Here is a 24,401-nt window from a genome sequence, read left to right on the forward strand (position 1 = left end):
GGCCCTTGCAACAGGCCGACCGGGTCGAGAACAAGCCGGCAAAGGTCGAGGCTTTTGTAGGGCTTTTCAACGAGATGCCGGTTGGCGATCTCATCGCCAACCTCAAGACGAAGATCGAGACGTTCGAAATTGCCGGTCGGGTTTTTCCGCTGACGTTGAACGACGCCAATGACACTCCCAACTGCTATATCTGCTGTCCGACCAGCGCCTATATCGGGTATGCGATGGACGAGACGCGCAACTTCGCCGCCCATCCGCTGCTCAAGCGCGCGCTCAACGCCCTCATCGTGGCCTGCGCGCCGCTGGTCAGGGCGAGCGGCCTCGACCGCCAGGCGCAGGTCAACAACTGGCTCTATTCGACCAATCCGGTGCCGCTGCTCGACCGGCCGACAGCCGTGTCGTTGCGTTCGGCCTTGACCGCCCGTTTCCCCGGTCGCGCCATCGTCATCCGCTCGTTGAACGATATCGCCGATCCGGCGACCATTGCCGCGTTGAAGGCCGAGGGGTTCCGCATGCTGGCGGCGCGACATATCTACATCTTCGCCGACCGCAGCGCATCGCCCGCCATGACCCGCGACATGAAGCGTGATCGCGCCCGCCTGCGCGCAACGCCGTTCGAGCGGGTCGGCAATGACGATTTCACCGAGGCCGATTATGTCCGCGCCGAGCAGCTCTACGCCATGCTCTATCTCGACAAATACACGCCGCTCAATCCGCACTACACGGCACGCTACATCGCCGAGATGCACCGGCGCGGCATCATCAGCCTGGCGGGGCTACGCAGGCCGGGCGGCGAGCTGGTCGCTGTCACCGGCCTGTTCGAGAACGGCCGCACGTTGACCCAGCCCATCGTCGGCTACGATACAAGCCTGCCGGTCGCCGACGGGCTCTACCGCATGATGATGGCGATGGCGCAGGACCACGCCACGGCGCGCGGCCTGTTCTTCAACATGAGCGCGGGCGCCGCCGGTTTCAAACGCCGGCGCGGCGCGGTCGCCGCGATCGAATACAACGCCGTCTATGCCGGGCATCTTGCGCTTCGCCGGCGCTTGGCGATCCGTATCATGGAGGCCATGCTGGCGCTGGTCGGCATTCCGCTGCTCAGGAGGTTCGAACTGTGAGCGAGCGCCGCGCGGAAGCTCACTGGCAGGCGGTGGCGCTGTCCGCCGATATCGGCAGGCGGCCCAAGCGCATCCTGTTCGACGGCGAGCCTGTGGTGCTGTTTCGCTCGGGGCAAGGCTTTGCCGCCCTGTTCGACCGCTGTCCGCACCGGTTGGTCGAGCTGTCGACCGGCAAGGTGGTCGGCGGCGAGATCGAATGCCCCTATCATGGCTGGCGTTATGATGGCGAGGGCCGCTGCACCGCGATCCCGGGCCATGTCGCCGCCATGCCGCATTACCGGGTCCGCCGCTACGCCGCGATCGAGCGCGACGGCGTCGTCTTCATCTCGTCCGGCACGCCCAAGGACGAGCCTTACCTTCACTGCATGCAGGGCAAGGACATCATCGTGCGGCGGGTGCGATCGTCGACTCAGTCGACGGTCATCGACGCGGCGGAAAACATCCTCGACGCCACCCATACGCATTTCACCCATAAGGGCCTTCTGCGCGGCCTCAGCTCCAAGCGCCATCTGGTGCGGGTCGAGGTGACGGGCGGCGAGGGCTGGGTCGAGGCGAGCTACACCGGCGAGGACCGCCAGCAGGGCCTGATCAGCCGGCTCCTGGAAGGCGAGCGCGCGAAAACCATCGGCCGCTTTCGCTATCCCGGCATCGCCGAGCTCGAATATTGGGGCAAGGACGGGCTGGCTCTGGCCACCACCTTCCATCTGCGCCAGGCCGACGAGCGCACCGTCGAGGGCGTCGGCTGGCTGATCGGACGGCGCCAGGGTCTGCTCGGCGAGCTGAAGGCGCTGGCCTTCAAGCCGCTCTTCACCATCGCGCTGCACCAGGACCGCCGGGTGCTGAGATCGGCGAGCGACAATGCTCGTTTCGCGCCGCAAGCCTTGCCGGTCATCGGCCCGCTCGATTTCCTGCGCCGCGACATCGCGGCGATCATGGAGGGGAGGGTACCGGACGCGGCGAGCGAACCGAAGGTGCATCAGATCGAATTGTAGTTTTTCGCTCTCGATATGGCTAGGTCGCGTTCCTTCACACCCCCCTCTGCCCTGCCGGGCATCTCCCCCGCAAGGCGGGAGATTGGATGCCGCGACCGCTTTCGCCAATCATCGACGTTGCAGGAAAGGCGCCGCTGCCGGAGCTGCTGATCTCCCCCCCTCGCGGGGGAGACGGCCGGCAGGGCAGGGGGGTGCTGTCCCGCCGACCTCACCCATCAGGCCCGTTCCACTCAATATCGCGCGTCGATGCCGCCTGCAGGCTGATGCGTTCGCGCAATGCCAGGCGGGCAACCTCCGCCAGGGCCGTCCACTGCGCCCCGATCGGCGCTGAATCGCCCGGCCAGTCGAGCAGTTCCTCGCCCTCGCGCATCGCCTGGCGAAAGCGGGCGAGCCCGCCCGAACGCAAAGCCGCCGGCAATCCATAAATCCACATTGCGAGCCGCACCGTTTGCGGCGCCGTAACATCGGGCGCGACTTCCGCTCCATCGCCGAAAACCGCGTCCACGAAGCGCGCGGGATCGCGGAAGAAATGCAGGCCGCTCACCGCGCGTGGATTGCATTCGAGCGGCAGCACGCGGCCGCCCGGCTCGCGCATCAGGTCGAAGGAGATCTGCCCGGTCCAGGCCGTGCCCGCAACGATGCGCTCGACCAGCTCACGCGCCGCCTCGTCCTCGACCCGCTCGAAGAAGATGCCGGCGCCCATGCCGGCACGATAGGGTGAGCGATAGAGCGCCAGCGCCTTGAGCCTGCCGTCCCGCGCCACAGCATAGGCGCTGATCTCCTCGCCCTCGACAAAGCGCTGCGCCACCCAGGGCGTAGCGGGCGAGGGGGCGATCGCATCGAGGAAATCCGGTGTCGGTCGCAGCAGAACATGGCTGGCGAAGCGCGACCAGACCGGCTTGAACACCAGGTCGCGCGAGCGGGCACGCATCGCCTTCAGGTCGTCGCGGGAATTGAGAAGCGTGGTTTCCGGCACCGCCAGGCCAAGCCGTTCGGCGAGCCGGATGAAGCTGTGCTTGTTGTGGACCTGCTCCAAAAGCTCAATACCGGGGGCGAACAATCGCGCCGGCATGGTCCTGCCGCGCCAGGCAAGTGCAAGGTGAAAGACTTCCTCGCAGGTCGGGATGACCAGCTCGACCCCTTCAGCCCGCACCAGCGCCTCCACCGCCTCGGCGTAAGCCTGCGGTTCGAAGCGCGGCGGCGGCAGCCGGTGGTAGCGCGAGCAGGCCTTGCTCGCCGCCGCGATCGGCCGGACCGGCGTGTCGGCCAGGATCACCCTATGGCCCGCCTCATGAAGAAGGCGTGCCAGATGCAGCGCCACCGGCGCGCGCGCCCCCGTGATGAGGATGGATGTGATCAGGATGGATCTGTCAGCCTTCGGCATCGGTCATTCGCGGTCGTTCCGTCCGCGAAAACCGTTGCGCGAAATCGCTCCGCCAGGCAATTGCGCTGTTCACGCCAATCCGGCTGGCGCGCTGCATGCGGGGTGTCGACTACAGCTTCGCCTTGAAGCGTTTCACCTTCCTGCTGGCGTAGTCGCCATTGCGCAGGTCCGATTTGCCGTAGCGATTCCTGAACTCATACCAAGCTCCCCCGGGAGACTTGCGCTGGTAGATCACCTTGCCGGCCTGGCGATGCTCGAAGCAACTCAAGGATGGCTTGGCGCCCCATGAACCGCGCCAGGTTGCCCGGAAACACATTTTGCCCTGGCCGGGTATGAACCAGAGACCCTCGCCATAGCTCTTGCTGCCCTCCGTGGACCAGGCGGTAAACTGCCGCTTGCTCACCGCGAAATACGCGGCGCCATGGTTGCCCCAACGCCAGGAACGGTTCTTGTAGAGCTGGTAGATGCCCTCATCGGAGACTGCGGCGGCCGTCGCCGCACGATCGTCGATCTTGTTCGCCGTCTTGGCCATCGCGGCTGCCTGCGGGCCGACAACAAAAACGGAGCAGGCGAGCGCCGCACCGAGCCAATTTCCCAACACCCTGTTCACGATTTTACTCCGCCACTGATTTACGCCACGCCTTGCACCGGCCCCCGAAGGCTTCCCCTGGGAGCGATCCTTGTCAAACTGGAAAGCTGGAGCCCGTCCCTGTCCAACAGGGGCGGGCATGGCCTGCCGCCCGTTACGGCAGGACGTGCTGGGTTACACGCCAGTCGGGCAGGCCGTAGCCGCCCAGCCACGGCCAGACTTCCTTCTGGTTGAAGTAGACCACCGAGGTCAGGGCCGGAAACTCGGCATAGGACTTGCGCGAGTCCTCAGCCCATTTCGACACGTAGTCTTGCTTTCCGACATAGCCCAACTCGGCAACGATGACCGGCTTGTTGAATTTCGCGACACGGTCATAGCCTGGCTTCAGCGTCTCTTCGAAGGTCCGATCGCGGCCGACCTCGTCATTGTCCTTCTTCTGCAAGCCGAACACCGACAGGCCGATTACATCGACATAGTTGTCGCCGGGATAGTATTTCTCCAGGCCTTCGACGCCCTTGGGCGACCACATGTATTTTGCCGCCGGCGCGGCCTTGCGGCACACGTCCACCTCGCGCTTGTAGGCGGCGATCCAGTCCTTCGGCGCCCAGTTGGCCCAGGTGAAGCGGCCGTTCTTGTCTTCCATCTCTTGCGCCCAGCGGATGGTGACCGGGCTCTTCATCTGCCCGACAAGGCTGCAGATCGCTTGCATGTTGGCGTCGTATTTGCCGCTCAATATGCCGTCGCGCAGTTCGGGCGGCGTGATGCGCCAGTCCTTCGACCATGTCCAAGGCTCGATGGTGATCAGCAGGGAACGGCCCCGTTGCTGCGCATAGGCGTCCGCAAGCGGTAGCGTCGACAGGTCGACGTCTTCCCAAGGCAGGAACAGTTCCTCGATGGTGGCTGACTTGTCGTTGCTGAAATCGCCGTAAGGATCGTAGGAGCCGAATGCCGACGCCGCCGAACTCGTCTTGATCGGATCCGTTCTCGTCTGCGAACCCGCCGACGCTGGCAAGGCCACGCCGGCGATAAGCGCCGACACAAGCGCGGTTGCTGTGGAGAGTTTCATACCCGCCTCCCATGAGCTTCGATGTCCCGCCGGACCTTTGAAGCTTGTCACGACGCGCCGACTGAAGCCGGCACCCAAACCCAAATACCGGTTTGCCGACGTGAAATGCGGGTTTTCAGAGCGACTGGAACTGGCACCTGTCACGCCGTGCCGTCCACTATTGTTGTCTCTTTCGACCTTATACATAGGCCCCGAGACGAGGTCGCCGCGATACTCACAAATTCGCGTCAACGTTACGATATTAACCCTTTCTCATATAAGAGCCTATGCTCGGCGAGAGTCAAGCGCAATTAACCGTTACTTAACCTTACCGCCGCCGGCATGGTTAACCGGAAGGATGGTTTGCGTTGGCCCTAGCGCTTCACGCAACCGGCGCTGCAGCTGCGCTCCGACGGTGAACGTCGTCGAGGCCATGATTGGTTAACCACTTCTCAACCAGCGTGGTTAATGAAACGCTAATTCTGTTGACTCTGCATTAGCTTAAGCTGATTCTATCGCGGGAATGAATGGGGTCGGCCGGCTTAGCCGGGCGGGTTGGCGGGCAGTATGGGCGTATCTGGGGATGCCGGCGTTGTCGGCGGTAAAACGACGTCAGCGGGCAGGGCTGGCGAGGTTTCAACCGGCCATGGACCCAAGGGTCCTTATCTCGTGCCGGTGCTCACGCCGCGCCAGCAATCGATCCTGCGGCTTGGCCTCGCTTTTTGGTTCGTCGCGCTGGTTTTCTTCTGGTCATGGTGGCTGCGGCCCGCGCATATCGATCATGTCGGGCCTTTTGCCTTCGCCACCATCGTGCTGGCGTGGCTGACCTTGATGCCGATGTATTTCCTGCTCAACGTCCATGCCTCGAGGAAGTCGTCCAAGCTGCACACGATCCCCAAGCGCTCGCGCGTCGCCATGGTGGTCACCAAGGCGCCGTCGGAGCCTTTCGCGGTGGTTCAGCGCACATTGGAGGCGATGCTGGCGCAGGACTATCCGCACGACACCTGGCTTGCCGACGAGGATCCAACCGAGGCGACGGTTCGCTGGTGCGACGCGCATGGCGTGCTGATTTCCACCAGGCGCGGCCGGGAGGATTATCACCGCAAGACCTGGCCGCGCAGGACCCGCTGCAAGGAAGGCAACCTGGCTTTTTTCTATGATCAGTACGGCTATGAACGCTACGACTTCGTCGCGCAGATGGATGCCGACCATGTACCGTCGCCGACCTATCTGAGGGAAATCCTCTATCCCTTCGCCGACCCCGGCGTCGGCTATGTCTCGGCGCCCAGCATCTGCGACAACAATGCCGACGAGAGCTGGGCCGCGCGGGGGCGGCTGTTTGTGGAAGGCATGCTCCACGGCCCCCTCCAGTCCGGCTACACCAGCAACGGAGCCCCGCTCTGCATCGGCTCACATTATGCCGTGCGCACCGTTGCGTTGCGGCAAGCTGGCGGGCTGGGCCCTGAACTGGCCGAGGACCACTCCACCTCGATGCTGATCAGCGCCGCTGGATGGCGCGGCGTGCATGCCATCGACGCAATCGCGAATGGCGACGGTCCGCAGACCTTCGCCGACCTGGTTACTCAGGAGTTCCAGTGGTCCAGGAGCTTGACGACCATCCTGCTTGAATACACGCCGAGATACCTGTCCAAGCTCAGCCCGAGGCTCAGACGACAGTTCGTATTCTGCCAGCTCTGGTATCCCATGTTCGCTTTGTTCGCGATGGCAACCTATGCCATGCCGATCTACGCGCTTTTGTCGGGCAACAATTTTGCCAACGTGACGTATCCGGAGTTCCTTTTCCACTATACGCCAAGCGCGGCCATCCCGATTGCTCTGGTGATCTTTCTAAAGAGGTTAGGTCTCTCGCGTCCATTCTCGGCGAAGGCTATCAGTTGGGAAGGGACGCTCTTCCATTTGTTCGCGCGCTGGCCATGGGTGATGGCAGGAACGCTGGCGTCGGTTCGCGACTATCTGACCAAGTCATTCGTCGATTTCCGCGTCACTCCGAAAGGCAGCGGCCCAAAACACCTTCTGCCCGCTCGCGTCATGGTGCCATATGCCCTGCTTGCGGTTGGTGCTTCGTTGCCGGTGCTTCTGGTGGAGCATCCTGCAAGAGCCTTCGGTTTCTACTGGTTCGCCGCGTTTAATGCGACGATCTACGGACTGCTGGTCGTGGTGATAGTTGGCAAGCATCTGACTGAGAACAAGATTTCGCTGCGGCAAAACGTAGGCAAGTTCGCGCTGCAAGGATCGCTCGCCGCCGTTGCCGTATTGGTCCCGCTGGCAGGATTTTACGACCGCGGGCTGCAAGGCATATATGGACTGCAGCAGGGCGCCGGCCTACGCATCGTCAAGGTTACGTATCCGGTTTCCGGTGCAGGCCGTGGCGAACTCGGAAGCCAAAGGTTCGTCCTTGATCTCGGTTGGGGTGAATGAAGCCTCTAGAGCCGAATGAACAGTCAAATGGAATGCCCGAAGACAGCTGTCGTTCATGGTTCAAATCCTATTCGGCGGATCGCTTCTTTGATGATCGTCGTCGCTCGGCGAATGCCTGCGAGTGGTCTGAACGCGGCGTTGGCGCTAAGCCCCGGCAAGCGGGCATCCCCTGCGCACCATGACGCCTAACCCCGAGTACCGGCCGCAGATCGACTCGCTGCGAGCCGTTGCCGTATTCGCGGTCATGTACTCGCACTTCTGGGATGATGCCTCCCCCTGGGGGCATCATGGTGTCAGGCTGTTTTTTTATCAGCGGTTACCTGATCACCGGTATCTTGATCCGCTCGAAGGAAGCGGTCCGATCACAGGGCGCTCTTGGCGTCATCCTGGTCTTCTACCTGCGGCGGGCCCTGAGAATTTTCCCGGCATATTACATGATGCTGGCCTTGGCGGCCGCCTTCTTGCCCGAGGTCCGGACATCGTTGCCCTGGCACGCTGCCTACCTCTCCAATGTCTTGTTTGCGCTAGACGGTAACTGGGACCCCTGGCCGCTCGCTCATCTATGGAGTTTGAGCGTCGAAGAGCAGTTTTATTTGTTTTGGCCGCTGCTGATCGTCCTGAGCCCCGGCCGGACATTGATCCCGATGCTGGTTGGGATCATCCTTGCGGCGGTCGCGTTTCGGGCAGCTATTGTTTTCTATCTTCCGGAAGGGCCGGCCCGCTATGTGCTGACGCCGGCCGCGTTTGATGCTTTGGGCGCCGGCGCCCTTCTCGCGGCGATCGAAGCGTCCCATCGACTGACCGATGTACTGCGGTGGAGACTGGCGATGGCAAGCGTCGCGGCCGTCGCCATCGTGGCGGTTTCATTCACGCTGCAAGCGGCCATGTTCAATTTTGTACTCGGCGACTTCCTGACGGTCGTACCTTTGGTCGCTGTCGTGAGTTGGGCCAGCGCAGGTGCCAAGGGCCAGATCAAGCGACTGGCAGAGAACTCCGTCGTGCGATATCTGGGTCGGATCAGCTACGGGATCTATCTTTATCATTTCCCCGCACTGGCCGTCGTCTTCCTGTTCTGCGGATCCTTCGAGATGCAGTTTCCTCCGCTCGGTCCGATCCGGTTCGTGATTGCGGGTCTGGTCACGGTCGCGGCTGCCGCGGCCTCATGGCACTTGTTGGAACAACCGTTGAACAGCCTGAAAGCGAGACTGTCCTACACGGCACGCCGGCCGGAAATTGATCGTCGGCTTGGACGGCAAGGGCGGCTGCCGAAATAAACGTTCGCATTTTAATAATAGTCGATCGAGCCGGTAAAGATCGCGCTCATCATCTCGTTTGCACGAATTTTAATAAGTCGCCTCTAATATTAAGCCACGATGCGAATGGCGGCGAGCCGTTCGCACGGCGCGGAAGCCAAGGAAAGAGAAAATATACCGCGCGAGAACAACGCGTATTTCCTGGCAGGGGACGACAATGAACGATTTCATGAATGAAGCGGCGGCTGTCGGCAAGAGATATGCTTGCGCCATTGCCGCCATTGCACTGGCCTCGATCGTGTCTGGCTGCCAGAGCATGGACATGACGAAGACCAGCTCGATCAGCACCGTCCCGGCGGCCCACACTGCCGCAAAGAAGGTGCAATACGTCAAGAAGCATCGGCTGCATCGCGTTCACCGCAGGTCGCTGACGCAAATGTCCAGTGTGACGCGCGTCAGGGAGGAGGCCTATGCCGCCATTGTGCGGTCGCAGCCTGTTCGCGGACCGCGGCCCGTAAAGATTTCCTACAGCGTGGGCAGCGTCGGTCCGTTGCTTGGCCACTCGCCGTGGATCTGCGGCCCGAGTGGCTTCGGTCAGCGCTCGGCTTGCAGGGCGCGCTAACCTAGACAACCGCTATCGCCGGGGGCTTGACTGCGGGGGCAAGAGGAGGGACGCGCGCCGAGGGCGCGCTGCCTCTTGCATTCCGGTCGTCCGCGCGTCGCTATGTTGGTCGACCGGCCGCCGTGGGACTACTTGCGGCGCGGCGTCGCCTTTTCGCCCGCGGGCTTGCTCGGCCAGTGCCAGCCGTCGCCCTCGCCATGCGCGGGCTGTGGCCGCGCCACATAGGCGAGCGCGCCATTGGCCTCCAGATAGACGCGCGACAGCATCTCGGCGAGCACGCCCGACGTCACCGCCTGCAGTCCCGCGATCACCAGGAAGAAGCCGGTGATCAGCATCGGCCTCGTGCCGATATCCTGCCCCCAGAAAACCTTGATCGCGAACAGATAGGCCAGGATCAGCGAGCCGAGCACGCCGAGCACGATGCCGATACCGCCGAAGAAATGGCCGGGCCGCGTTCGATAGCGCAGGAAGAAGAACATGAAGACGAGGTCCAGCACCACGCGGAAGGTGCGCGAGATGCCGTATTTCGACTGGCCGTGGATACGCGCGTGATGCGTCACCACCTCCTGGGCAATGCGGCGCGGCGTCGTCACGGTCGCGAGCCATGCCGGGATGAAGCGGTGCATCTCGCCATAGAGCCGGACGCTGCGGATGACGCTGCCGCGGAACACTTTCAGGCTGCAGCCATAGTCCTTGAGCTTGACGCCGGTGACGCGCGCGATCAGCCTGTTGGCGATGCGGGACGGCAGGCGGCGCAACCAGAACCCTTCCTTGCGGTCCTTGCGCCAGCCGGCCACCAGGTCGAGATCCTCGGTCAGCAGGCGATAGACCATGCGTGGGATGTCGAAAGGGTCATTTTGCAGGTCGCCGTCGAGCGTCGCGATGACGTCGCCGCGCGCGGCGTCGAGACCGGCTTGCATGGCTGCGGTCTGTTTGTAGTTGCGCACCAGCTCCACGCCGTGCACATGCGGCCCGTATTGAGCCGCCAACCGGCGGATCTCGGCGGGCGTGGCGTCGGTGCTGCCGTCGTCGACCAGAACCACTTCCCAGGGTTGGCTGTAATTCTCCATCGCCTGATGGATGCGGACAAGCAGCGGCTCGACATTGTCGGCCTCGTTGTACATCGGAATGACGATGGAGAGCTTGTGCTCGGGCATGACGGCGCCCTCGGGCAGTCCCGATGAGGGGATGGGAAGCACGTTCATGGCGGTCATTTCCTTGCCGGTCCCGCCGCCGGGCTCTCCGGCAGCGTCGATTTCGAGGGGAACAGCCAGGCGATCGCACCGGTTGCGACCGCCGAGCACAGGATGAAGAGATGCAGCGCAAGCGCCGCCTGCAGGCCGTCCTTCATGGCGATGCCCGAATAGAGCAACGCCGCGGCGGCGCCCGCCTCATAGGTGCCGAAGCCGGCGACGCCCTGCACCGGAAGGATGGCGGCTGCCTCCGCGCCGACGGCGCCGGGGAAAGCCGTCTGGAACGAGGTGCCGAGCAGCATGGCGAGCAGCCAGCCCTGCACGCCTAGCTTTAGCGCCCAGTTGGCGATCGTCCACCACCAGCCATAGCGCGAGCGCCCAGTCGCCTCGGTGAAGATGTCGCGCAACTTGCCGAACTTCGAGACGATCCTGCCGCCCGCCGTCCAGTTGTGCGGCGCGCGCGCCCAGCGCGGCAGGTACCATGCGGCGGCGATCAGCGCCGCGATGCCGGCGGCCCTCAACGCCGGATGCAGGCCCGGCCAGACCAGACAGGCGAGCACGCCGACGACGAAAGCGTCCTGCAGCCTGAACCACAAAAGCGAAGCGCTGGCGCGCACGATCGAGACGCCGAACACCTGGCGCAGGAGGATCGGGAAGGCCGTCTCGCCGCCGCGGAACGGCACGATATTGATCATCGCATTGTGGATCAGGATGACGCGCAGCGTTGCGCCGAAGCGGCCGTTGACATCGTCGCGGAACTCGTCGCAGACGCGCAGCGCCCTGAGCACATAGGTGACGAACAGTGCCGCCGCGACCGCCACGAAGGCGCCGGGCGTGATCGAGGCGAAGGCATCGCCGACCATCTTCCAGCGCTGGTCGCTGGCGAGCCATGCCAGCAGCGCCAGGGTGACGACTATCGATATCGCTCGCTTCAACCCATTCTCCGATGACGCCACCGCCGCGTTGCAGCGGCTTATCCGGTGGCTCGACAATTCACGCCTTTGTCCGCGGATCGCTTCGCCGGCGCGCTCGAAATGCCGCGCCGTCACGGGCGCGTGATCCTATAGACCAGCATCGTATCCGAATCCACAAGCTTGGTTGCGATCTTGTCGAGGCGCTCGATCACCCGTCATCGTGTTCGAAGGACCGTTGCCAGCGGCAGCAGCCTCCGTTCGTTTCCCCGTGCCAGTCATGTGGGCCGCCCTCCGGCCGAAGCTATTCCGGCGCCAGCAATTGCCAAACAATGTCGGACTATCACAACATTGTAATATCCCTGCTTAACTAATGGCTTGTGGTGATCACTTGAGCTTCGACTCGGTTGACATCGCGCTGCGCGCGGCTGTTAATAGGTCTAAGGGCGCTGATCGCCCCGCCTAGGGGCCGGCGGGGCTCGGCCATCGTGACGGCTCGCGGAAAGCCCGAAGGAACATCTTCCAGATCATGGGTCCTCGGCCCCACCATATCGGGTCGAGACGGGGGTAATCGATATGCGTACGTGCATCGCAACGACAGTTCAAACAACCTCGCCACGCGAACCGGGTCGACCTGCGTTGAGCAGGGCCGATCGGCTTGCGAGGGGCAGCTGGCTGGTTCCGATCCTGGTCGCCTGCGGCCAGCTTGCTTTTGGCGGCCCCGCCAGCGCGGCCCCGGCGAGGAACAGCGCGCCGGTCGAGGCAGCCGCCAAGCCCGACATTGCTCCGACGGCTTTCGAGTTGCAGCTTCTCTACGCCGACCGCACCTGGAACTGGAAAGACGGCGCCGCCTATTTCGGAATGGACAGGCGCCTGCATGCCTGGACGAAAGGGGAGGATTCGCCCGCCGTCGGCGAGGGCCGCTGGCTGGTGACGGAAAAGGGCAAGATGTGCATGGAGCTTGCCTGGCGCTCCAAGACTTATTCCACCAAGCCGCAGCGCACCTGCTACAGCCACCGTGTCGATAAGGGCAATATCGAGCAGCGCAAGGACCCTGACGGCACGTGGTATGGGTTCAAGCACGCCAAGGACGATCCCGCCGACGAGCACCGGAAGTTCGAGGCGGGCAACACCAAGGGCGCGCAGTTCGACGAGACCCGCAAACTGGTCGACAGCAAGAGCTGAAGCTATTCCAGGGAAAGTGTGAGTTGGTTTCGGCGGTCTCGCCGTGGAATCCGTCCACATTGCGCTCGCGCAACCGGCCGCCAAAATTGGAGGCTCGCTGAGACGGCCTTAGCCGAACTCAGCGAGCCCACGCCCCGACGCATTACTCACAGGGCCGACCGTCGGCCTCGTGGGCCGGCGTTTCTGATTGACGTTCGCGCCGCGCGGCGCGCGCAATGTGCGCGCCGCGGCGGCCGAAACGCCGGAATTGGGCAAGGCCGGGCCGAGCCCGAAGAAGGGGGCGGCCGTCCTCACGATGGTGTCGATGTCGGAAAGCTGCGCCACGAAGCCCAGCTGTTCGCGGGCAAGGCTGGGGTCGGCAAAAAGCCCTGCCGGATCACCGGGGCGGCGCGCCTTGTACACGGCCGGGACCGGCCGCGATGTGATCCGCTCGACCGCGTCCATGATCTGCCTGATCGAGACCCCGCGACCGGTGCCAAGGTTGACCGCAAGGCTTTTGCCGCCGGCCTCCAGATGCAGCAGGGCCTTGAGGTGCGCCCGGGCGAGGTCGCTGACATGGACGTAGTCGCGCACGCAGGTGCCGTCCGCTGTCTCATAGTCGGTGCCGAAAACCTCGATCGCCTCGATCATGCCGGACGCCGCCATCAACACCCTGGGGATGAGATGGGTTTCCGGGGTGTGCCATTCGCCGAGCTCGCCGTCGGGGTCGGCGCCGCAGGCATTGAAGTAGCGCAAGATTGCGTATTTCGTGCCGTAAGCCGAGGCATGGTCCTTGATGATCTGTTCGCCCATGAGCTTGCTGCGGCCGTAAGGGCTGATTGGGTCCTGAGACGAGGTCTCGCGCACGGGGAGCGCCTCCGGCATGCCATAGGTCGCGCAACTGGAAGAGAAGATGATATTGCCGATGCCGTTTGCCCGTGCGGCCTCGAGCACGGCGATCGTCCCGGCGACATTGACCGAATAATAGTCCGCGGGGTCGCTGACCGACTCGCCGACATAGGCAAGCGCGGCGAAATGGATCACCGCCTGCGGCCGGTGGATTGCGATGGCTCGCTCGAGCGCGCCGCGGTCGCGGATGTCGCCGACCACCAGCGGCCCCCAGGCCACCGCCTGCTCGTTGCCGCGGCTGAGATTGTCGTAGACCACGGGCAGATAGCCGGCCGCCGCCAGCTGCTTGCAGGTATGGCTGCCGATGAAGCCGGCGCCGCCCGTTACCAGGATGGGGCGGGCACTCATAGCGCCAAAGCCTCGCCGGAGGACAAATGGCCGCCACGTGAGGTTCCGGGCTGCCGGCGGCCCAGCAGGGCTTCGAAATAGCCCGCGGTATAGGCCAGCCCCTCGCTCAGCGGGACCTTTGGCTTCCAGCCCAGCTGCTGCTCGGCGAAGCTGATGTCGGGCCTGCGCTGCCGGGGATCGTCGACCGGCAACGGCCTGTGCACGATCCGCGAGCGGGAGTTGGTGCAATCGAGAACGAGCTCGGCCAGTTCCATGACGGTGAACTCGCCGGGGTTTCCGAGATTGACCGGATGTTTCGGCGCCGTCGGCGACCGCATCAGCCGAACAAACCCTTCGATGAGGTCGTCGACATAGCAGAAGGAGCGCGTCTGCGTGCCGCTGCCATAGACGGTGATATCGTCTCCGCGCAGCGCCTGGACGATGAAGTTGGACACCACGCGTCCGTCATCGGGCTGCATGCGCGGCCCATAGGTGTTGAAGATGCGCGCGACCCGGACATCGAGGCCGTAAGTTCTCGAATAGTCGAAGAACAACGTTTCGGCCGAGCGCTTGCCTTCGTCGTAACAGGCGCGTGGGCCATGCGTGTTGACGTTGCCGAAATAGCCTTCGGGTTGCGGATGCACCAGTGGATCGCCATAGACCTCGGAGGTCGAAGCCTGGAATATCTTGGCGTTGTGGCGCCGGGCGAGTTCCAGGAGGTTGATCGCCCCGAGCACGCTGGTCTTGAACGTGTGGATAGGATCGGCCTGATAGTGGGGCGGGGAAGCCGGGCAGGCGAGGTTGTAGATCTCGTCGACGACGATATCCGTCGGCAGGGCATCGACAACGTCGTGGCTGATGCAGGTGAAAGGGACGTCGCGCGCGATGCCGGCTAGATTGGATTTTTTGCCGGTGTGGAAATTGTCCAGGGCGATGACTTCGTACCCGTCCGCAAGCAGTCGCTCGCACAAATGAGAACCCAGGAAGCCCGCTCCGCCGGTGACCAGGGCTCGGCCACGATCGATGCCCTTTCGACCCGATCGTACCGGCTTCAGAACTTTGATGACCCTATTCATGGCAACCCCGTACGCACACACGCTACCGTTCCGGGACGGGGCCTTGCCCGACCAGGTTATAAAGTCGGTTCCTCCGCATATGCGGAGGAGCCAGCACTGATGTGCGTCATAATTTTCTGAGTTCGCGGGGCTGTTGCTCTACGGCTTGTCTCTGCCGCTTAAGCGTCCTTGCGCCCCTAAATCGCGATCCACGAGTCGGTTGCCACCACCGCAGACTGCTCGCCCAAATTGCACACCCAACGCATATAAAGATATACCCGTATCGCGGGTAGTCAACTAAATTAGCGTTTTGTTAACCTCACGCCTTTGCGAGCGGTTAACGATGACAGCTGCTTACCGGCTGGTCAGCGGCGAAGCCTTTGTCTTGGGACACTTTCGTAACCGGAGCTGTATTCATCGAATTGCGGAAGAATGTCGAAAGCAGCCTTCGACGTCATTCTTCAAGCCTCCAAGCAACGCCATCATGACGCGAGGTCGAGATTGCGCGCCGCGTCTAGATGTTCTCGGCGAGTGCCCCGGAATTTCTGGGGAAGCAGTGCGACTGCTGTCCGAAGCCGCTTGGGCCGCAAATGAAAGCAGCGTTCCCAAGATAAGGATTGTCCCCTGTCGCAGGAGCGGGGCGAGGCAGGTTCCCTGTCTGGGCGAGCCGGCTGGGCTTCAAGTCGATCAAGGCGGCGTTGCCGCTTTGCGAGACGCTGAATGAAGTCGACGGGCCAAAGTTGAAGTATTGGCAACCGGAAGTTGCCAACAACGCACTTAAAAGAAAAAGGCGGGGTAAGGCCTTGATCGGGATGCAGAAATTGTTGTTGGGGCAGGACCCGCCTAAGGCGCTATAAGCCGTGAGCATGAGCTAGCGTCCCTCGAGTGCGTGGCGCCTATGTTCGAATCATCGATTGCCACCCACCTGACTCATTATGGCAAACCTAATTAATTTAGCGATAGCGGTTTGAGCGCGTCCACGGTTTATCCGCGCCGCAAGAGGGACAGGACGGCTTGATGGCCGCAGGCGCCGCGATTCCGTCCGACGATGGATGAGCGGAGGGTGGCTGGCGGCCAAACAAAATGGCCCGCCGTGACGCGGGCCATTTTGTCGCCTCCGGCGTGTGACGTCTGTCTCTTATTCTCCGCCCATCTCCTTCTTGAAGGTCTCGAAATCGACCTGCATGCCGTTGAAGATGGTGCTCCAGTGACGCGTCAGCGCCGCCATGGCGACGGCCTCCTGGATCTCCTCGTCGGTGGCGCCGGCGTGCTTGGCGTTCTCGGTGTCCGACCAGATGCAGTAGCTGCAGGGGATCTGCGCCGCGACCGCCAGCCAGATCAGCGACTTCTCCTTCGGCGTCAGCGCCGTCTTGTCGCTGAGCTCGATGGCCTTGACCTCGGCCCAAGCGCCGGGCAGACCGGCCTTCGGGAACTGTTTGACGAAGCTCGGCACGCCGCCCATCGTCGACTGGATATCCTTGAGGGCGGCGTCGTAGTCATCGGCCCGGGTGGGCGCGGACGCCAGCACGGCGGCAAACACGGCAGCGGCGGCAACGAGCGAGGCGGAACGAAGGCAGGAATGCACGGTTGAGACGATGCGAATGACCGACATGATGTTCTCCTCTGGTTTTTGTTAGCCTTACGATGTAAGGTATGTGGAAGATGAACCTTACAGTGTAAGTTGTCAAGCGCCGCCATGGATGCACCGAGCAAAAAAAAGCGAACCCGCGGAAAACTCTCCCGCGAGATGATCGAGGATGCCGCCTTCGAGGTCATCGAGCGGGAAGGGCTGTCCGGCTTCTCGATGCGCAAGCTCGCCGCCAGGCTCGGCTGCGAGGCGATGAGCATCTACCACCACTTCCCTTCCCAGGCGCATCTCTACGAGGCGCTGGTCGACCGGCAGATGAGCGGGCTCGTCATTCCCGACGACAGCCTGCCCTGGCGTGAACGGGCGCGTATCGGCATGCAGGAGTTCCGCCGTGTCGCGACTGAGCACCCGGCTTTCGCGCCCTTCATCGTCGTCTACCGCATGAACTCGCCGCCCTGCCTCGCCAAGCTCAACGCCATCATCGGCCTGTTCGAGGACGGCGGCTTCGGCCCCGAGCTCAGCGCGCGCCTGTTCCGCGCCGCCGGCTATTATCTGATGGGCGCGATCCTCGACGAGACGGCCGGCTACGCCAAGGGGCCGTCGGCCGTCACCACCGTCAGCGACGAGGAACTGGCGCGCGACTATCCGAGCGTCATGAAGGCCGCCGCCTATTTCGGCGCCGCCGGCTTCGACAAGACTTTCGAACTTGGCCTGGAAATGTTTCTGGACGAGATGGAGCGCGTCCGCGAAGCTGCCCGAGACGAAAGCCGCTCTTGAGAAGGGCGGACCGCCGAACAAGACAGCCAGGGTTCGAATGCGTTTTCTCTTTGTCCTTCTCCTCATCGCCGGTGCCGCCGTCGGCATCTTCTATCCTTGGGCGATGAGCAATTTTTCAGGCCATGCGATCGGCACTTACCGCGTCTATGAGGGCGGCCGCTTCCGGCCCGTCACCGTGCAGCTCGCCGCAAGCGACGCGCCGGTGCGGGTGCTGGTCGACCTGACGGCGCGAGCCGAACGGGTCGCCGGCCAGCAGCGCACGGTGCTGACGCTGACGGCGGCGAGCGGCGGCCGCACGGCGCTGGCCTCGGCGCTCTCCTTCAACCACACCGACAATCCGCGCCAGGCCAGCCCGCAACTGCCCGACAAGATCTTTCGCGACGAGGCCGGTATCATCAGGACCGTCACGCCCGGTCCTTATGTCTTCACCGTCGGCCCCGGCGATGCCGACGGCATCGACATGCGCGTGGTCGATCTCATCCTGCGCGCCGGCACCGGCTCGGTCGACGAACGCGCTGAGCCGGCCGGCTATACGCTGATGGGCGTCGGCCTTGCCGGATTGGTGCTGTCGCTGGTCTTCGGGCGTCGCGGCGGAGGCCATCCGCAAAACCCCAATTCGCAGCCACCACCGCCGCGCTGGGGCCGCGGCGGCTCACCGGGCTAGGCGCGCATGAATTATCGACACGCCTATCACGCCGGCAATTTCGCCGATGTCGTCAAGCATGCCGTGCTCGCGCGCCTCGTCGAATATCTCAAGCAGAAGGACAAGGCTTTTCGCGTTATCGACACCCATGCCGGCATCGGCCGCTACGATCTCGCTTCGGTCGAGTCCGGCAAGACCGGCGAGTGGCAAGGCGGCATCGGCCGGCTCACCGAGGCGAGGCTCGAGCCGCAAGCGGCGGTCCTGCTTCAGCCCTATCTGGAAGCGGTGCGCGCGCTAAATCCCGACGGCGGGCTCAAGCATTATCCCGGCTCGCCGCTGATCGTGCGCCATCTCCTGCGCAACCAGGACCGGTTGACGGCGGTCGAACTGCATCCCGAGGATGCCGTGCGGCTGAAATCTGTCTTCGCCGGAGATTTCCAGGCGAGGGTGATCGAGCTCGATGGCTGGCTGGCGCTCGGCGCGCAACTGCCGCCGAAGGAAAAGCGCGGTCTTGTCCTCATCGATCCGCCCTTCGAGGAGGAGGGCGAATTCTCCAGGCTCGTCGAGGGCCTGCGCAAGGCGCACCGGCGCTGGCCGGGCGGCATCTACGCGCTCTGGTACCCGATCAAGGACCGCAAGGCGGTGACGGCCTTCCGCGCGGCGCTGAAGGAGGCCGGCATTCCGAAGCTGCTCGACATCGCCTTCGAGATCCGGCCCGCCTCGGACGAGCCCAGCCTCGACGGCAGCGGGCTGGTTGTGGTCAATCCGCCCTATACGCTGGAGAGCGAATTACGGCTGTTGCTGCCGGCCCTGCACAAGGCGCTGGTTGTCCGGCAGCCGTCGCGCTGGACCTTGGAGTGGTTGGCCGGCGAGTAGGGCGCCCGCTTTCGCTCAAGCCAGCGCCGAGGGCGTCACGCCTGTCAGCCGCCGGCTTTCGCGGATCAGATGCGCCTGGTCGGCATAGCCGGCCTCGATGGCGAGCAAGGCGGTCGAGGCGTCGCTTTGCTGTCGGTGCAGGCGCCGGTAACGGTGGAAGCGCAGGATGCGGTCGAGCGTCTTCGGGCCATAGCCGAAGGCGTCCTCGAAACGCCGGCGCAGCGTCCGCTCGCTCATATGCAATTGGCGTTGCAGGAACGGAACCAGCGGCGTTTCCGGCGGCAAACCTTTATCGATGACGTCGAAGGCCAGATCCATCTGCGGGTCGAGCGCGTCGCGTCCTTGCGTCCACGCTCCGATCGTCTCTTCCAACTGACGAACCAGGTCGGCAAGGTTGCGCGTCGGCCCGATGCGGTCGGAAAGCTCCCGGCAACGCGTGCCCCACAAGTCTTTGAGGTCCAGCCGTCCGCCGACGATCTCGCCAGCCGGCACGCCCAGCCATCCGGCGGCGGCGCCCGGCCGGAAGCGGAAGCCGATAATCACCGCGCCGGCCGGCGGCGTCTCGATCTGCGGCTCCTTGTCCGGCCCGGCCACGCGGAAGCGGCCGTCGATCCATTGCAGGTCGATGGTGGCGTCCGGCGTGATGACGATGGGTGGAACGGCGCGCTCGTCCATGCGGTGGACCCAGACCGCTGAGAAGGCGCCGGCCAGGCCGCCAGCGGCGGGCCGCTCGCGAAAGAAGCCGGTGGTCTGCGCCAGGACCGGTTCCATTCTCTCTCCGATCTGCTCCGGCCCTATTGCCGGATCGGTGCGAAGCTTATTTTGGCCGAAATGTTCAATGCCGGCCACGTCATCCATGGCAAAACGGACGGAACTTCACGGCGCTTCACGCGCTCGCACCAGACCGCATCCGTTTGCGACGGTGGTCACGAATATAGAAAGGAGTGAGAGAAATGAAAGCTCGCATCACGGTTTTGACGCTCGGCGTCGACGATCTCGAGGCCTCCCTCAAATTCTATCGTGACGGCCTCGGCCTGCCGACCGAAGGCATCATCGGCCGCGAATTCGAGCATGGCGCCGTCGCCTTCTTCGCCCTCGCCGGCGGTTTGAAGTTCGCCATCTACGAACGCGCCAACATCGCCTGGGATGCCACGGTGCCGCAAACCGGCCGCAGCCCCACCGAATTGACCATCGGCCACAATGTCGGCAGCGAGGCTGAGGTCGACGCCGTGATGGCCGAGGCCGTCAAGGCCGGCGCGCGTGTGGTCAAGCCGGCACAAAAAACCTTCTGGGGCGGCTATGCCGGCTACTTCCAGGATCCCGACGATCATCTGTGGGAGGTCGTCTACAACCCGGCTTTCGTTCCCGAGGATTAAGCGAAGCAAAGCGCGCCGTCGGCAGGAGGCAGCCATGCCTGTTCAAACCATTCAAGCGCTTGGCGCTCTCCTGATCGGTGGCGTGTTCGTCTTCGCCGGCATCGAGCATTTCCTGAAATTCGGAGCCATGCGCGACTATCTGGCCGCCCAGAAATTCCCGGCTCCGGCCTTGATGCTGGCCGCCGGTTCGGCGATCGAGGTCGTTGCCGGTTTCCTGCTTGCCGTTGGCATAACCCGGCCCTTCGCCGCGGGCGCGCTGGTCGCCTTTACGCTGGCGACGAACCTCATGCTGCTGCGTTTCTGGGCGAGCGATGAGCCCGAGCGCCAGGTGCTGCGCAACGCGTTCCTGATCAACATTGCCGTCGTCGGCGGCCTGCTGCTTGCCGGGACGTTTTGAGGAATTGGTAAGTCCGCAACGAAGGCTTGCGGAAACCATTGTTTTCGCAACCGCTTGACCGCCGCCAAGCGAATCCGCACAGTGCGTGGAACCGACCTTGAGAGGCTGTCATGACTCGCTTCGCCCATTCCGCCCTTGCCGCGCTCCTTGCGCTGTCCACTCCCATTGCCGCTCCGCTGGGCTTCGGCCAGGCGGCGCAGGCCGCCGACCTTTCCGTCTACAGTGGTGACGATGGCAGTGTCTGCGGCGAGGCCTGGGTGCTGAACAAGATCACCGACCGCTTCTCCTATCAGGTGCATCACGTGCCGCATCTGCCGGACGTCGCGATCACCGATTTCCGCAACATCCGCCAGCATCGCTACGAGCCGGCGAGCGACGAATGGCCGATCGGCCGGCACTATTGCCGCGCCACCGTCAACCTCTCGGATGGCCGCGACCGCTCGATCTTCTACCTGATCGAGGAAGGCCAGGGCTTTGCCTCGATCGGCGACAATGTCGAGTTCTGCGTCTCGGGCTTCGATCGCTGGCTGGTCTATAACGGCCGCTGCCGCGTGCTGCGGTAAGTTCGTCGGCCTCATAGACCGTTGGTTGGCGCTCTGCGGTGCCCTTGTGGGGGAGATGCCCGCCAGGGCAAAGGGGCCACTGTCCCGCCGACCTATCCTAAGCTGGCTCCACCGCCAGCCCTCGCAAGCAGCAGCGCGCGCTCCTGCTCGTTGCCGGTCAGCTCGGCGGCGCGGCGGAATTCGGCGCGGGCTTCCTCCATCCGCCCGAGCCTCGCCAACAAGTCGCCGCGCACCGTGGGCAACAGATGCGAGCCCTTCAGTCGCGGTTCGTCCCGCAGTGCATCGGCGATGGCCAAGCCTTGCGCCGGCCCGAATGCCATGCCGGCCGCGACCGCCCGGTTGACCTCGACGATGGGCGAGGGGACCGCCAGCGCGAGCGCCTGGTAGTAGGCGGCGATCGCAATCCAGTCGGTGTCGGCCGCGCTCACCGCCCGCGCATGGCAGGCGGCGATCATCGCCTGCAGTTGATAAGGACCTGGCGTCGGCGTGAGCGCCATCGCGCGTCTCAGCCCGTCGAGGCCGCGCCGGATCAGCGACCAGTCCCAGCGGCCGCGATCCTGGTCGAGCAAAAGGATGGGATTGCCCGCTTTGTCGGTGCGGGCGCCAAAGCGCGAGGCGCTGAGCTCCATCAGAGCCACCAGGCCGAGTGCCTCGGGCTCCTCCGGCATCAGCGCAGCCAGCAGGCGACCGAGGCGCATTGCCTCGTTACCGAGATCGGCGCGCAGCCAGTCCGGTCCGGAGGAGGTGACATAGCCTTCGTTGAAGATCAGATAGATCACCTCCAGCACGGCGCCCAGGCGCTCGCGCCGCTCCGGACCGCGCGGCGTCTCGAAGACGATGCCTGCGTCGCGCAATGTCCGTTTGGCACGCACGATGCGCTGGGCGACGGTGGCCTCCGGCACCAGGAAGGCGCGCGCGATCTCCGCCGTCGACAGTCCGCCAAGCATGCGCAAGGCAAGCGCCGCGCGCTGCTCTGCCGGCAGCACCGGGTGGCAGGCGGTGAAAATCAGCCGCAGCAGGTCGTCGCCGATATCCTCATCGAGCGCGGCCTCGATGTCGGGCACCGCGCGCTCCAGCTCGGCAAGATCGACCGCCAGCTCGCGTTGCTTGCTGTCGAGCATAACCGTGCGGCGCAGCCGGTCGAGCGCCCGATTGGTGGCGACCCGCGCCAGCCAGGCGGCCGGGTTATGCGGGATGCCGTCCCGGGGCCAGCGCTCCAGTGCCGTCAGGAAGGCATCCTGCACGACCTCCTCGGCCAGCCCGACATCGCGAAGGGTGCGGGTGAGCCTGGCGGCGAGCCTTGGTTGCTCGATCCGCCAGACCGCTTCGATGGTCGCGGTTGTAGTCAACTCTTAAGCCTGCTGAATCCTTCGGCCGCCTTCTGGACGTCCTCGGGAAAATCGCTCATCTCCTGAACGCGGCGGACCTCGATAACGTCGTTCTCCCCGGCGGGGCAGCGGCGGGCCCATTCGATGGCCTCCTCCCGCGACCGTACGTCGATCATCCAGTAGCCGCCAAGCACTTCCTTGACCTCCGCGAACGGGCCATCGGTGACGGCCGGCTTGCCGCCTTTGAAAGATACCCGCGCGCCAACAGACGGCGGATGCAGCCCATCGAGCGCAAGCAAAATGCCGGCTCGCTTCAGCTCCTCATTGTATTTCATCATCGCCTCCACCGCCTCGGCACTCGGCATCACGTCGGGAGCCGCGGTCGCATAGCCGCCAGGGATCATCAGCATCATGAAGCGCATGGATATCTTCCTTTCGATTGGTTGCTTCGATCCTACGACGAACGAGGATCGCCTGAATCGACAACGGTGCAAAAATTAGTTCGATCTGTCCTGGGCGCCGTACCGACCGCGGGACATCGCAGTCGTCACGCCCGCATCCCTTGGCCGGACAGATAGGCGCAGATCAACTCGCCGAGTTGCCTGTGCAATTCCGGCGCGTCGAGCATGTTGCGCCGTGCCGCGTTGTGGATCACGCCTTCGACCGCCGAGGACAGCACGCGCGCCATCGTCTCGGTATCCTTGCGACGCTTGCGGTACTGCGCGACGGCCGCGGCGTAATGTTCGAGATAGCGCGCCTGGAACGAGGCATGAGCGGCGCGTGAGCCGCGGTCGCCGGGCGCTTCGTCGAGCAGCACCTGGTGCAACGTCGGATGGATCGAGTGCGCATCGATCATGCCGCGCACCAGCTCACGCGCGAATTGCTTGAGCGGCTTCTCCTCCGCCGACGCTTCGCGAATCACCGAAAGCACATGATCGAAGTGACGACGCCGGATCGCGTCGACCAGGGCCAGCTTGTCGGGAAAATATTGATAGAGCGAGCCGATGCTGACGCCTGCTGCCTCCGCCACCTTGTTGGTGGAGAAGCCCGCCCAGCCGAGCTCGCTCAGAACGTGAGCCCCGGCTTCGATGATCGCCTCGACGGTGGCGATCGAACGCGCCTGGCGCGGCTGTTTGCGCATGCGTGCGGCCGGCTTTGCAATGCGAGTAGACATGCTGGCCCGTCTCCCGAGAATATAAACAGGATACTCACATTCATTTCACCAACGCAAATGGGGCTGAAACGATGAGTGCGAAGACCTTGCTGAAGGGTATGCTTGCCTATCAGGCCTGGGCGAACGATGAGCTGATGGAGAGGCTTGCCGGGATGGACCCGGCGAGCGACGCCGGACAACGCCACGCCGCGCTCCGCCTGATGAACCATATCCATGTCGTGTCGCGGATCTTTGCCGCGCAGCTGAAGGGCGTCGCCCATGGCTATGCGAGCGACAATACGCCAGGCACGCCCGAACCGCGCGAGCTGCGCGGCGCGTTGGCCGAGGTCGATCGCTGGTACCTCGACTATCTGGAAATCGTTTCGGAGCAAGGGCTTGCCGACCGGGTCGCCTTCGTCTTCACCGACGGGGACAAGGGCTGCATGACAAGGCAGGAGATGCTGACTCATGTCGTCCTGCATGGCAGTTACCATCGCGGCGAGATCGGCCGCATGCTGACGGGGATCGCGGTCTCGACGCCTTGGGACACCTATGCCGTCCATCTGCATCGTTCCGAGCCCGCACGCCGCCTGCAGGGCGAAACGCAAGCCGGCGGAGATTGGCGGCAGCGATAGAATATGAGCTCTAAGCTCACTTTCAAGTGAGTAAGCTTTGATCGCCTCGCCTGGCCGGTTG

25 protein-coding genes are annotated in these 24,401 nt (G+C 63.9%); 13 read left to right on the top strand and 12 right to left on the bottom strand.

Annotation, left to right across the window (positions count from 1 at the left end):
• The first annotated feature begins 5 nt into the window (after positions 1-5).
• On the top strand, positions 6-1,121 hold the full coding sequence (locus tag MJ8_RS11340) for a GNAT family N-acetyltransferase (protein ID WP_225248224.1): 1,116 nt from the start codon (positions 6-8) through the stop codon (positions 1,119-1,121).
• Entirely contained in the window at positions 1,118-2,113 is a 996-nt protein-coding gene (locus MJ8_RS11345; RefSeq protein ID WP_201414450.1) for a Rieske 2Fe-2S domain-containing protein, read from the top strand. The genes MJ8_RS11340 and MJ8_RS11345 overlap by 4 nt, the downstream gene beginning before the upstream one ends.
• 208 nt (positions 2,114-2,321) lie before the next feature.
• Here MJ8_RS11345 and MJ8_RS11350 read toward each other — a convergent pair whose 3' ends face one another.
• The 3 genes from MJ8_RS11350 to MJ8_RS11360 form a co-directional block, all read right to left on the bottom strand.
• Positions 2,322-3,497, bottom strand: a complete 1,176-nt coding sequence (locus MJ8_RS11350) for a hypothetical protein (protein WP_201414451.1) — start codon at positions 3,495-3,497, stop codon at positions 2,322-2,324.
• A gap of 109 nt (positions 3,498-3,606) precedes the next feature.
• A complete protein-coding gene (locus MJ8_RS11355; RefSeq protein ID WP_201414452.1) occupies positions 3,607-4,107 on the bottom strand; it encodes a DUF995 domain-containing protein in 501 nt (166 codons plus the stop codon).
• A 133-nt stretch (positions 4,108-4,240) separates the two neighbouring features.
• Entirely contained in the window at positions 4,241-5,152 is a 912-nt protein-coding gene (locus tag MJ8_RS11360; protein WP_201414453.1) for a glycoside hydrolase family 26 protein, read from the bottom strand.
• Positions 5,153-5,698: 546 nt separating this feature from the next.
• Here MJ8_RS11360 and MJ8_RS11365 point away from each other — a divergent pair.
• From MJ8_RS11365 to MJ8_RS11375, 3 genes are all read left to right on the top strand, one after another.
• The gene (locus MJ8_RS11365; protein WP_201414454.1) at positions 5,699-7,570 is read left to right on the top strand and encodes a glycosyltransferase family 2 protein; all 1,872 of its coding nucleotides are present in this window, start codon (positions 5,699-5,701) and stop codon (positions 7,568-7,570) included.
• 287 nt (positions 7,571-7,857) lie between these two features.
• A complete protein-coding gene (locus tag MJ8_RS11370; RefSeq protein WP_201414455.1) occupies positions 7,858-8,844 on the top strand; it encodes an acyltransferase family protein in 987 nt (328 codons plus the stop codon).
• Positions 8,845-9,040: 196 nt separating this feature from the next.
• On the top strand, positions 9,041-9,445 hold the full coding sequence (locus MJ8_RS11375; RefSeq protein WP_201414456.1) for a hypothetical protein: 405 nt from the start codon (positions 9,041-9,043) through the stop codon (positions 9,443-9,445).
• A gap of 128 nt (positions 9,446-9,573) precedes the next feature.
• Here the strand turns inward: MJ8_RS11375 and MJ8_RS11380 are convergent, their stop codons facing one another.
• Both MJ8_RS11380 and MJ8_RS11385 read right to left on the bottom strand, forming a co-directional pair.
• On the bottom strand, positions 9,574-10,650 hold the full coding sequence (locus tag MJ8_RS11380) for a glycosyltransferase family 2 protein (protein WP_201414457.1): 1,077 nt from the start codon (positions 10,648-10,650) through the stop codon (positions 9,574-9,576).
• 5 nt (positions 10,651-10,655) lie between these two features.
• Positions 10,656-11,573, bottom strand: a complete 918-nt coding sequence (locus MJ8_RS11385; RefSeq protein WP_201414458.1) for a lysylphosphatidylglycerol synthase domain-containing protein — start codon at positions 11,571-11,573, stop codon at positions 10,656-10,658.
• 615 nt (positions 11,574-12,188) lie between these two features.
• On the opposite strand from MJ8_RS11385, the gene MJ8_RS11390 reads away from it, so the two are divergent.
• On the top strand, positions 12,189-12,734 hold the full coding sequence (locus MJ8_RS11390; RefSeq protein ID WP_225248225.1) for a DUF995 domain-containing protein: 546 nt from the start codon (positions 12,189-12,191) through the stop codon (positions 12,732-12,734).
• A 108-nt stretch (positions 12,735-12,842) separates the two neighbouring features.
• Here MJ8_RS11390 and galE read toward each other — a convergent pair whose 3' ends face one another.
• The 3 genes from galE to MJ8_RS11405 all read right to left on the bottom strand — a co-directional run bounded on the left by galE (position 12,843) and on the right by MJ8_RS11405 (position 16,616).
• Positions 12,843-13,970 carry a UDP-glucose 4-epimerase GalE gene (gene galE, locus MJ8_RS11395; RefSeq protein WP_201414460.1) on the bottom strand — a complete coding sequence of 376 codons (1,128 nt, stop codon included), beginning with the start codon at positions 13,968-13,970 and terminating at the stop codon, positions 12,843-12,845.
• Positions 13,967-15,025, bottom strand: coding sequence for a UDP-glucuronic acid decarboxylase family protein (locus tag MJ8_RS11400; RefSeq protein WP_201414461.1), 1,059 nt, complete (start codon positions 15,023-15,025; stop codon positions 13,967-13,969). The genes galE and MJ8_RS11400 overlap by 4 nt, the downstream gene beginning before the upstream one ends.
• Positions 15,026-16,142: 1,117 nt before the next feature.
• A complete protein-coding gene (locus tag MJ8_RS11405; RefSeq protein ID WP_201414462.1) occupies positions 16,143-16,616 on the bottom strand; it encodes a carboxymuconolactone decarboxylase family protein in 474 nt (157 codons plus the stop codon).
• A 135-nt stretch (positions 16,617-16,751) separates the two neighbouring features.
• Between MJ8_RS11405 and MJ8_RS11410 the strand changes: the two genes are divergently transcribed.
• Genes MJ8_RS11410 through MJ8_RS11420 form a run of 3 tightly spaced genes read left to right on the top strand, consistent with a single transcriptional unit; the run spans position 16,752 to position 18,888 of the window.
• Positions 16,752-17,369: a TetR/AcrR family transcriptional regulator gene (locus MJ8_RS11410; protein ID WP_225248226.1), complete on the top strand. Its 618-nt coding sequence runs from the start codon at positions 16,752-16,754 to the stop codon at positions 17,367-17,369.
• 37 nt (positions 17,370-17,406) lie between these two features.
• Positions 17,407-18,033, top strand: coding sequence for a hypothetical protein (locus MJ8_RS11415; protein WP_201414464.1), 627 nt, complete (start codon positions 17,407-17,409; stop codon positions 18,031-18,033).
• Between the two features lie 6 nt (positions 18,034-18,039).
• Entirely contained in the window at positions 18,040-18,888 is an 849-nt protein-coding gene (locus tag MJ8_RS11420) for a 23S rRNA (adenine(2030)-N(6))-methyltransferase RlmJ (RefSeq protein ID WP_201414465.1), read from the top strand.
• Positions 18,889-18,903: 15 nt separating this feature from the next.
• On the opposite strand, the gene MJ8_RS11425 is transcribed toward MJ8_RS11420, so the two are convergent.
• Positions 18,904-19,659: a helix-turn-helix domain-containing protein gene (locus MJ8_RS11425; RefSeq protein WP_201414466.1), complete on the bottom strand. Its 756-nt coding sequence runs from the start codon at positions 19,657-19,659 to the stop codon at positions 18,904-18,906.
• A 182-nt stretch (positions 19,660-19,841) separates the two neighbouring features.
• Here MJ8_RS11425 and MJ8_RS11430 point away from each other — a divergent pair, with 182 nt between their 5' ends.
• The 3 genes from MJ8_RS11430 (at position 19,842) to MJ8_RS11440 (ending at position 21,224) form a co-directional block, all read left to right on the top strand.
• A complete protein-coding gene (locus tag MJ8_RS11430) occupies positions 19,842-20,264 on the top strand; it encodes a VOC family protein (RefSeq protein ID WP_201414467.1) in 423 nt (140 codons plus the stop codon).
• Between the two features lie 34 nt (positions 20,265-20,298).
• On the top strand, positions 20,299-20,661 hold the full coding sequence (locus tag MJ8_RS11435) for a DoxX family protein (protein WP_201414468.1): 363 nt from the start codon (positions 20,299-20,301) through the stop codon (positions 20,659-20,661).
• 110 nt (positions 20,662-20,771) lie between these two features.
• A complete protein-coding gene (locus tag MJ8_RS11440; protein WP_201414469.1) occupies positions 20,772-21,224 on the top strand; it encodes a hypothetical protein in 453 nt (150 codons plus the stop codon).
• A gap of 92 nt (positions 21,225-21,316) precedes the next feature.
• Here MJ8_RS11440 and MJ8_RS11445 read toward each other — a convergent pair whose 3' ends face one another.
• From MJ8_RS11445 to MJ8_RS11455, 3 genes are all read right to left on the bottom strand, one after another.
• Positions 21,317-22,573: an RNA polymerase sigma factor gene (locus tag MJ8_RS11445; RefSeq protein ID WP_201414470.1), complete on the bottom strand. Its 1,257-nt coding sequence runs from the start codon at positions 22,571-22,573 to the stop codon at positions 21,317-21,319.
• Positions 22,570-22,974 carry a YciI family protein gene (locus MJ8_RS11450; RefSeq protein WP_201414471.1) on the bottom strand — a complete coding sequence of 135 codons (405 nt, stop codon included), beginning with the start codon at positions 22,972-22,974 and terminating at the stop codon, positions 22,570-22,572. The genes MJ8_RS11445 and MJ8_RS11450 overlap by 4 nt, the downstream gene beginning before the upstream one ends.
• A 125-nt stretch (positions 22,975-23,099) precedes the next feature.
• A complete protein-coding gene (locus MJ8_RS11455; protein ID WP_201415394.1) occupies positions 23,100-23,693 on the bottom strand; it encodes a TetR/AcrR family transcriptional regulator in 594 nt (197 codons plus the stop codon).
• A 104-nt stretch (positions 23,694-23,797) separates the two neighbouring features.
• Between MJ8_RS11455 and MJ8_RS11460 the strand changes: the two genes are divergently transcribed.
• Positions 23,798-24,340, top strand: a complete 543-nt coding sequence (locus MJ8_RS11460; RefSeq protein ID WP_201414472.1) for a DinB family protein — start codon at positions 23,798-23,800, stop codon at positions 24,338-24,340.
• Positions 24,341-24,401 lie beyond the last annotated feature (61 nt).

Origin of the sequence: Mesorhizobium sp. J8 (assembly GCF_016591715.1) — a bacterium.
Taxonomy (GTDB): Bacteria; Pseudomonadota; Alphaproteobacteria; order Rhizobiales; family Rhizobiaceae; genus Mesorhizobium.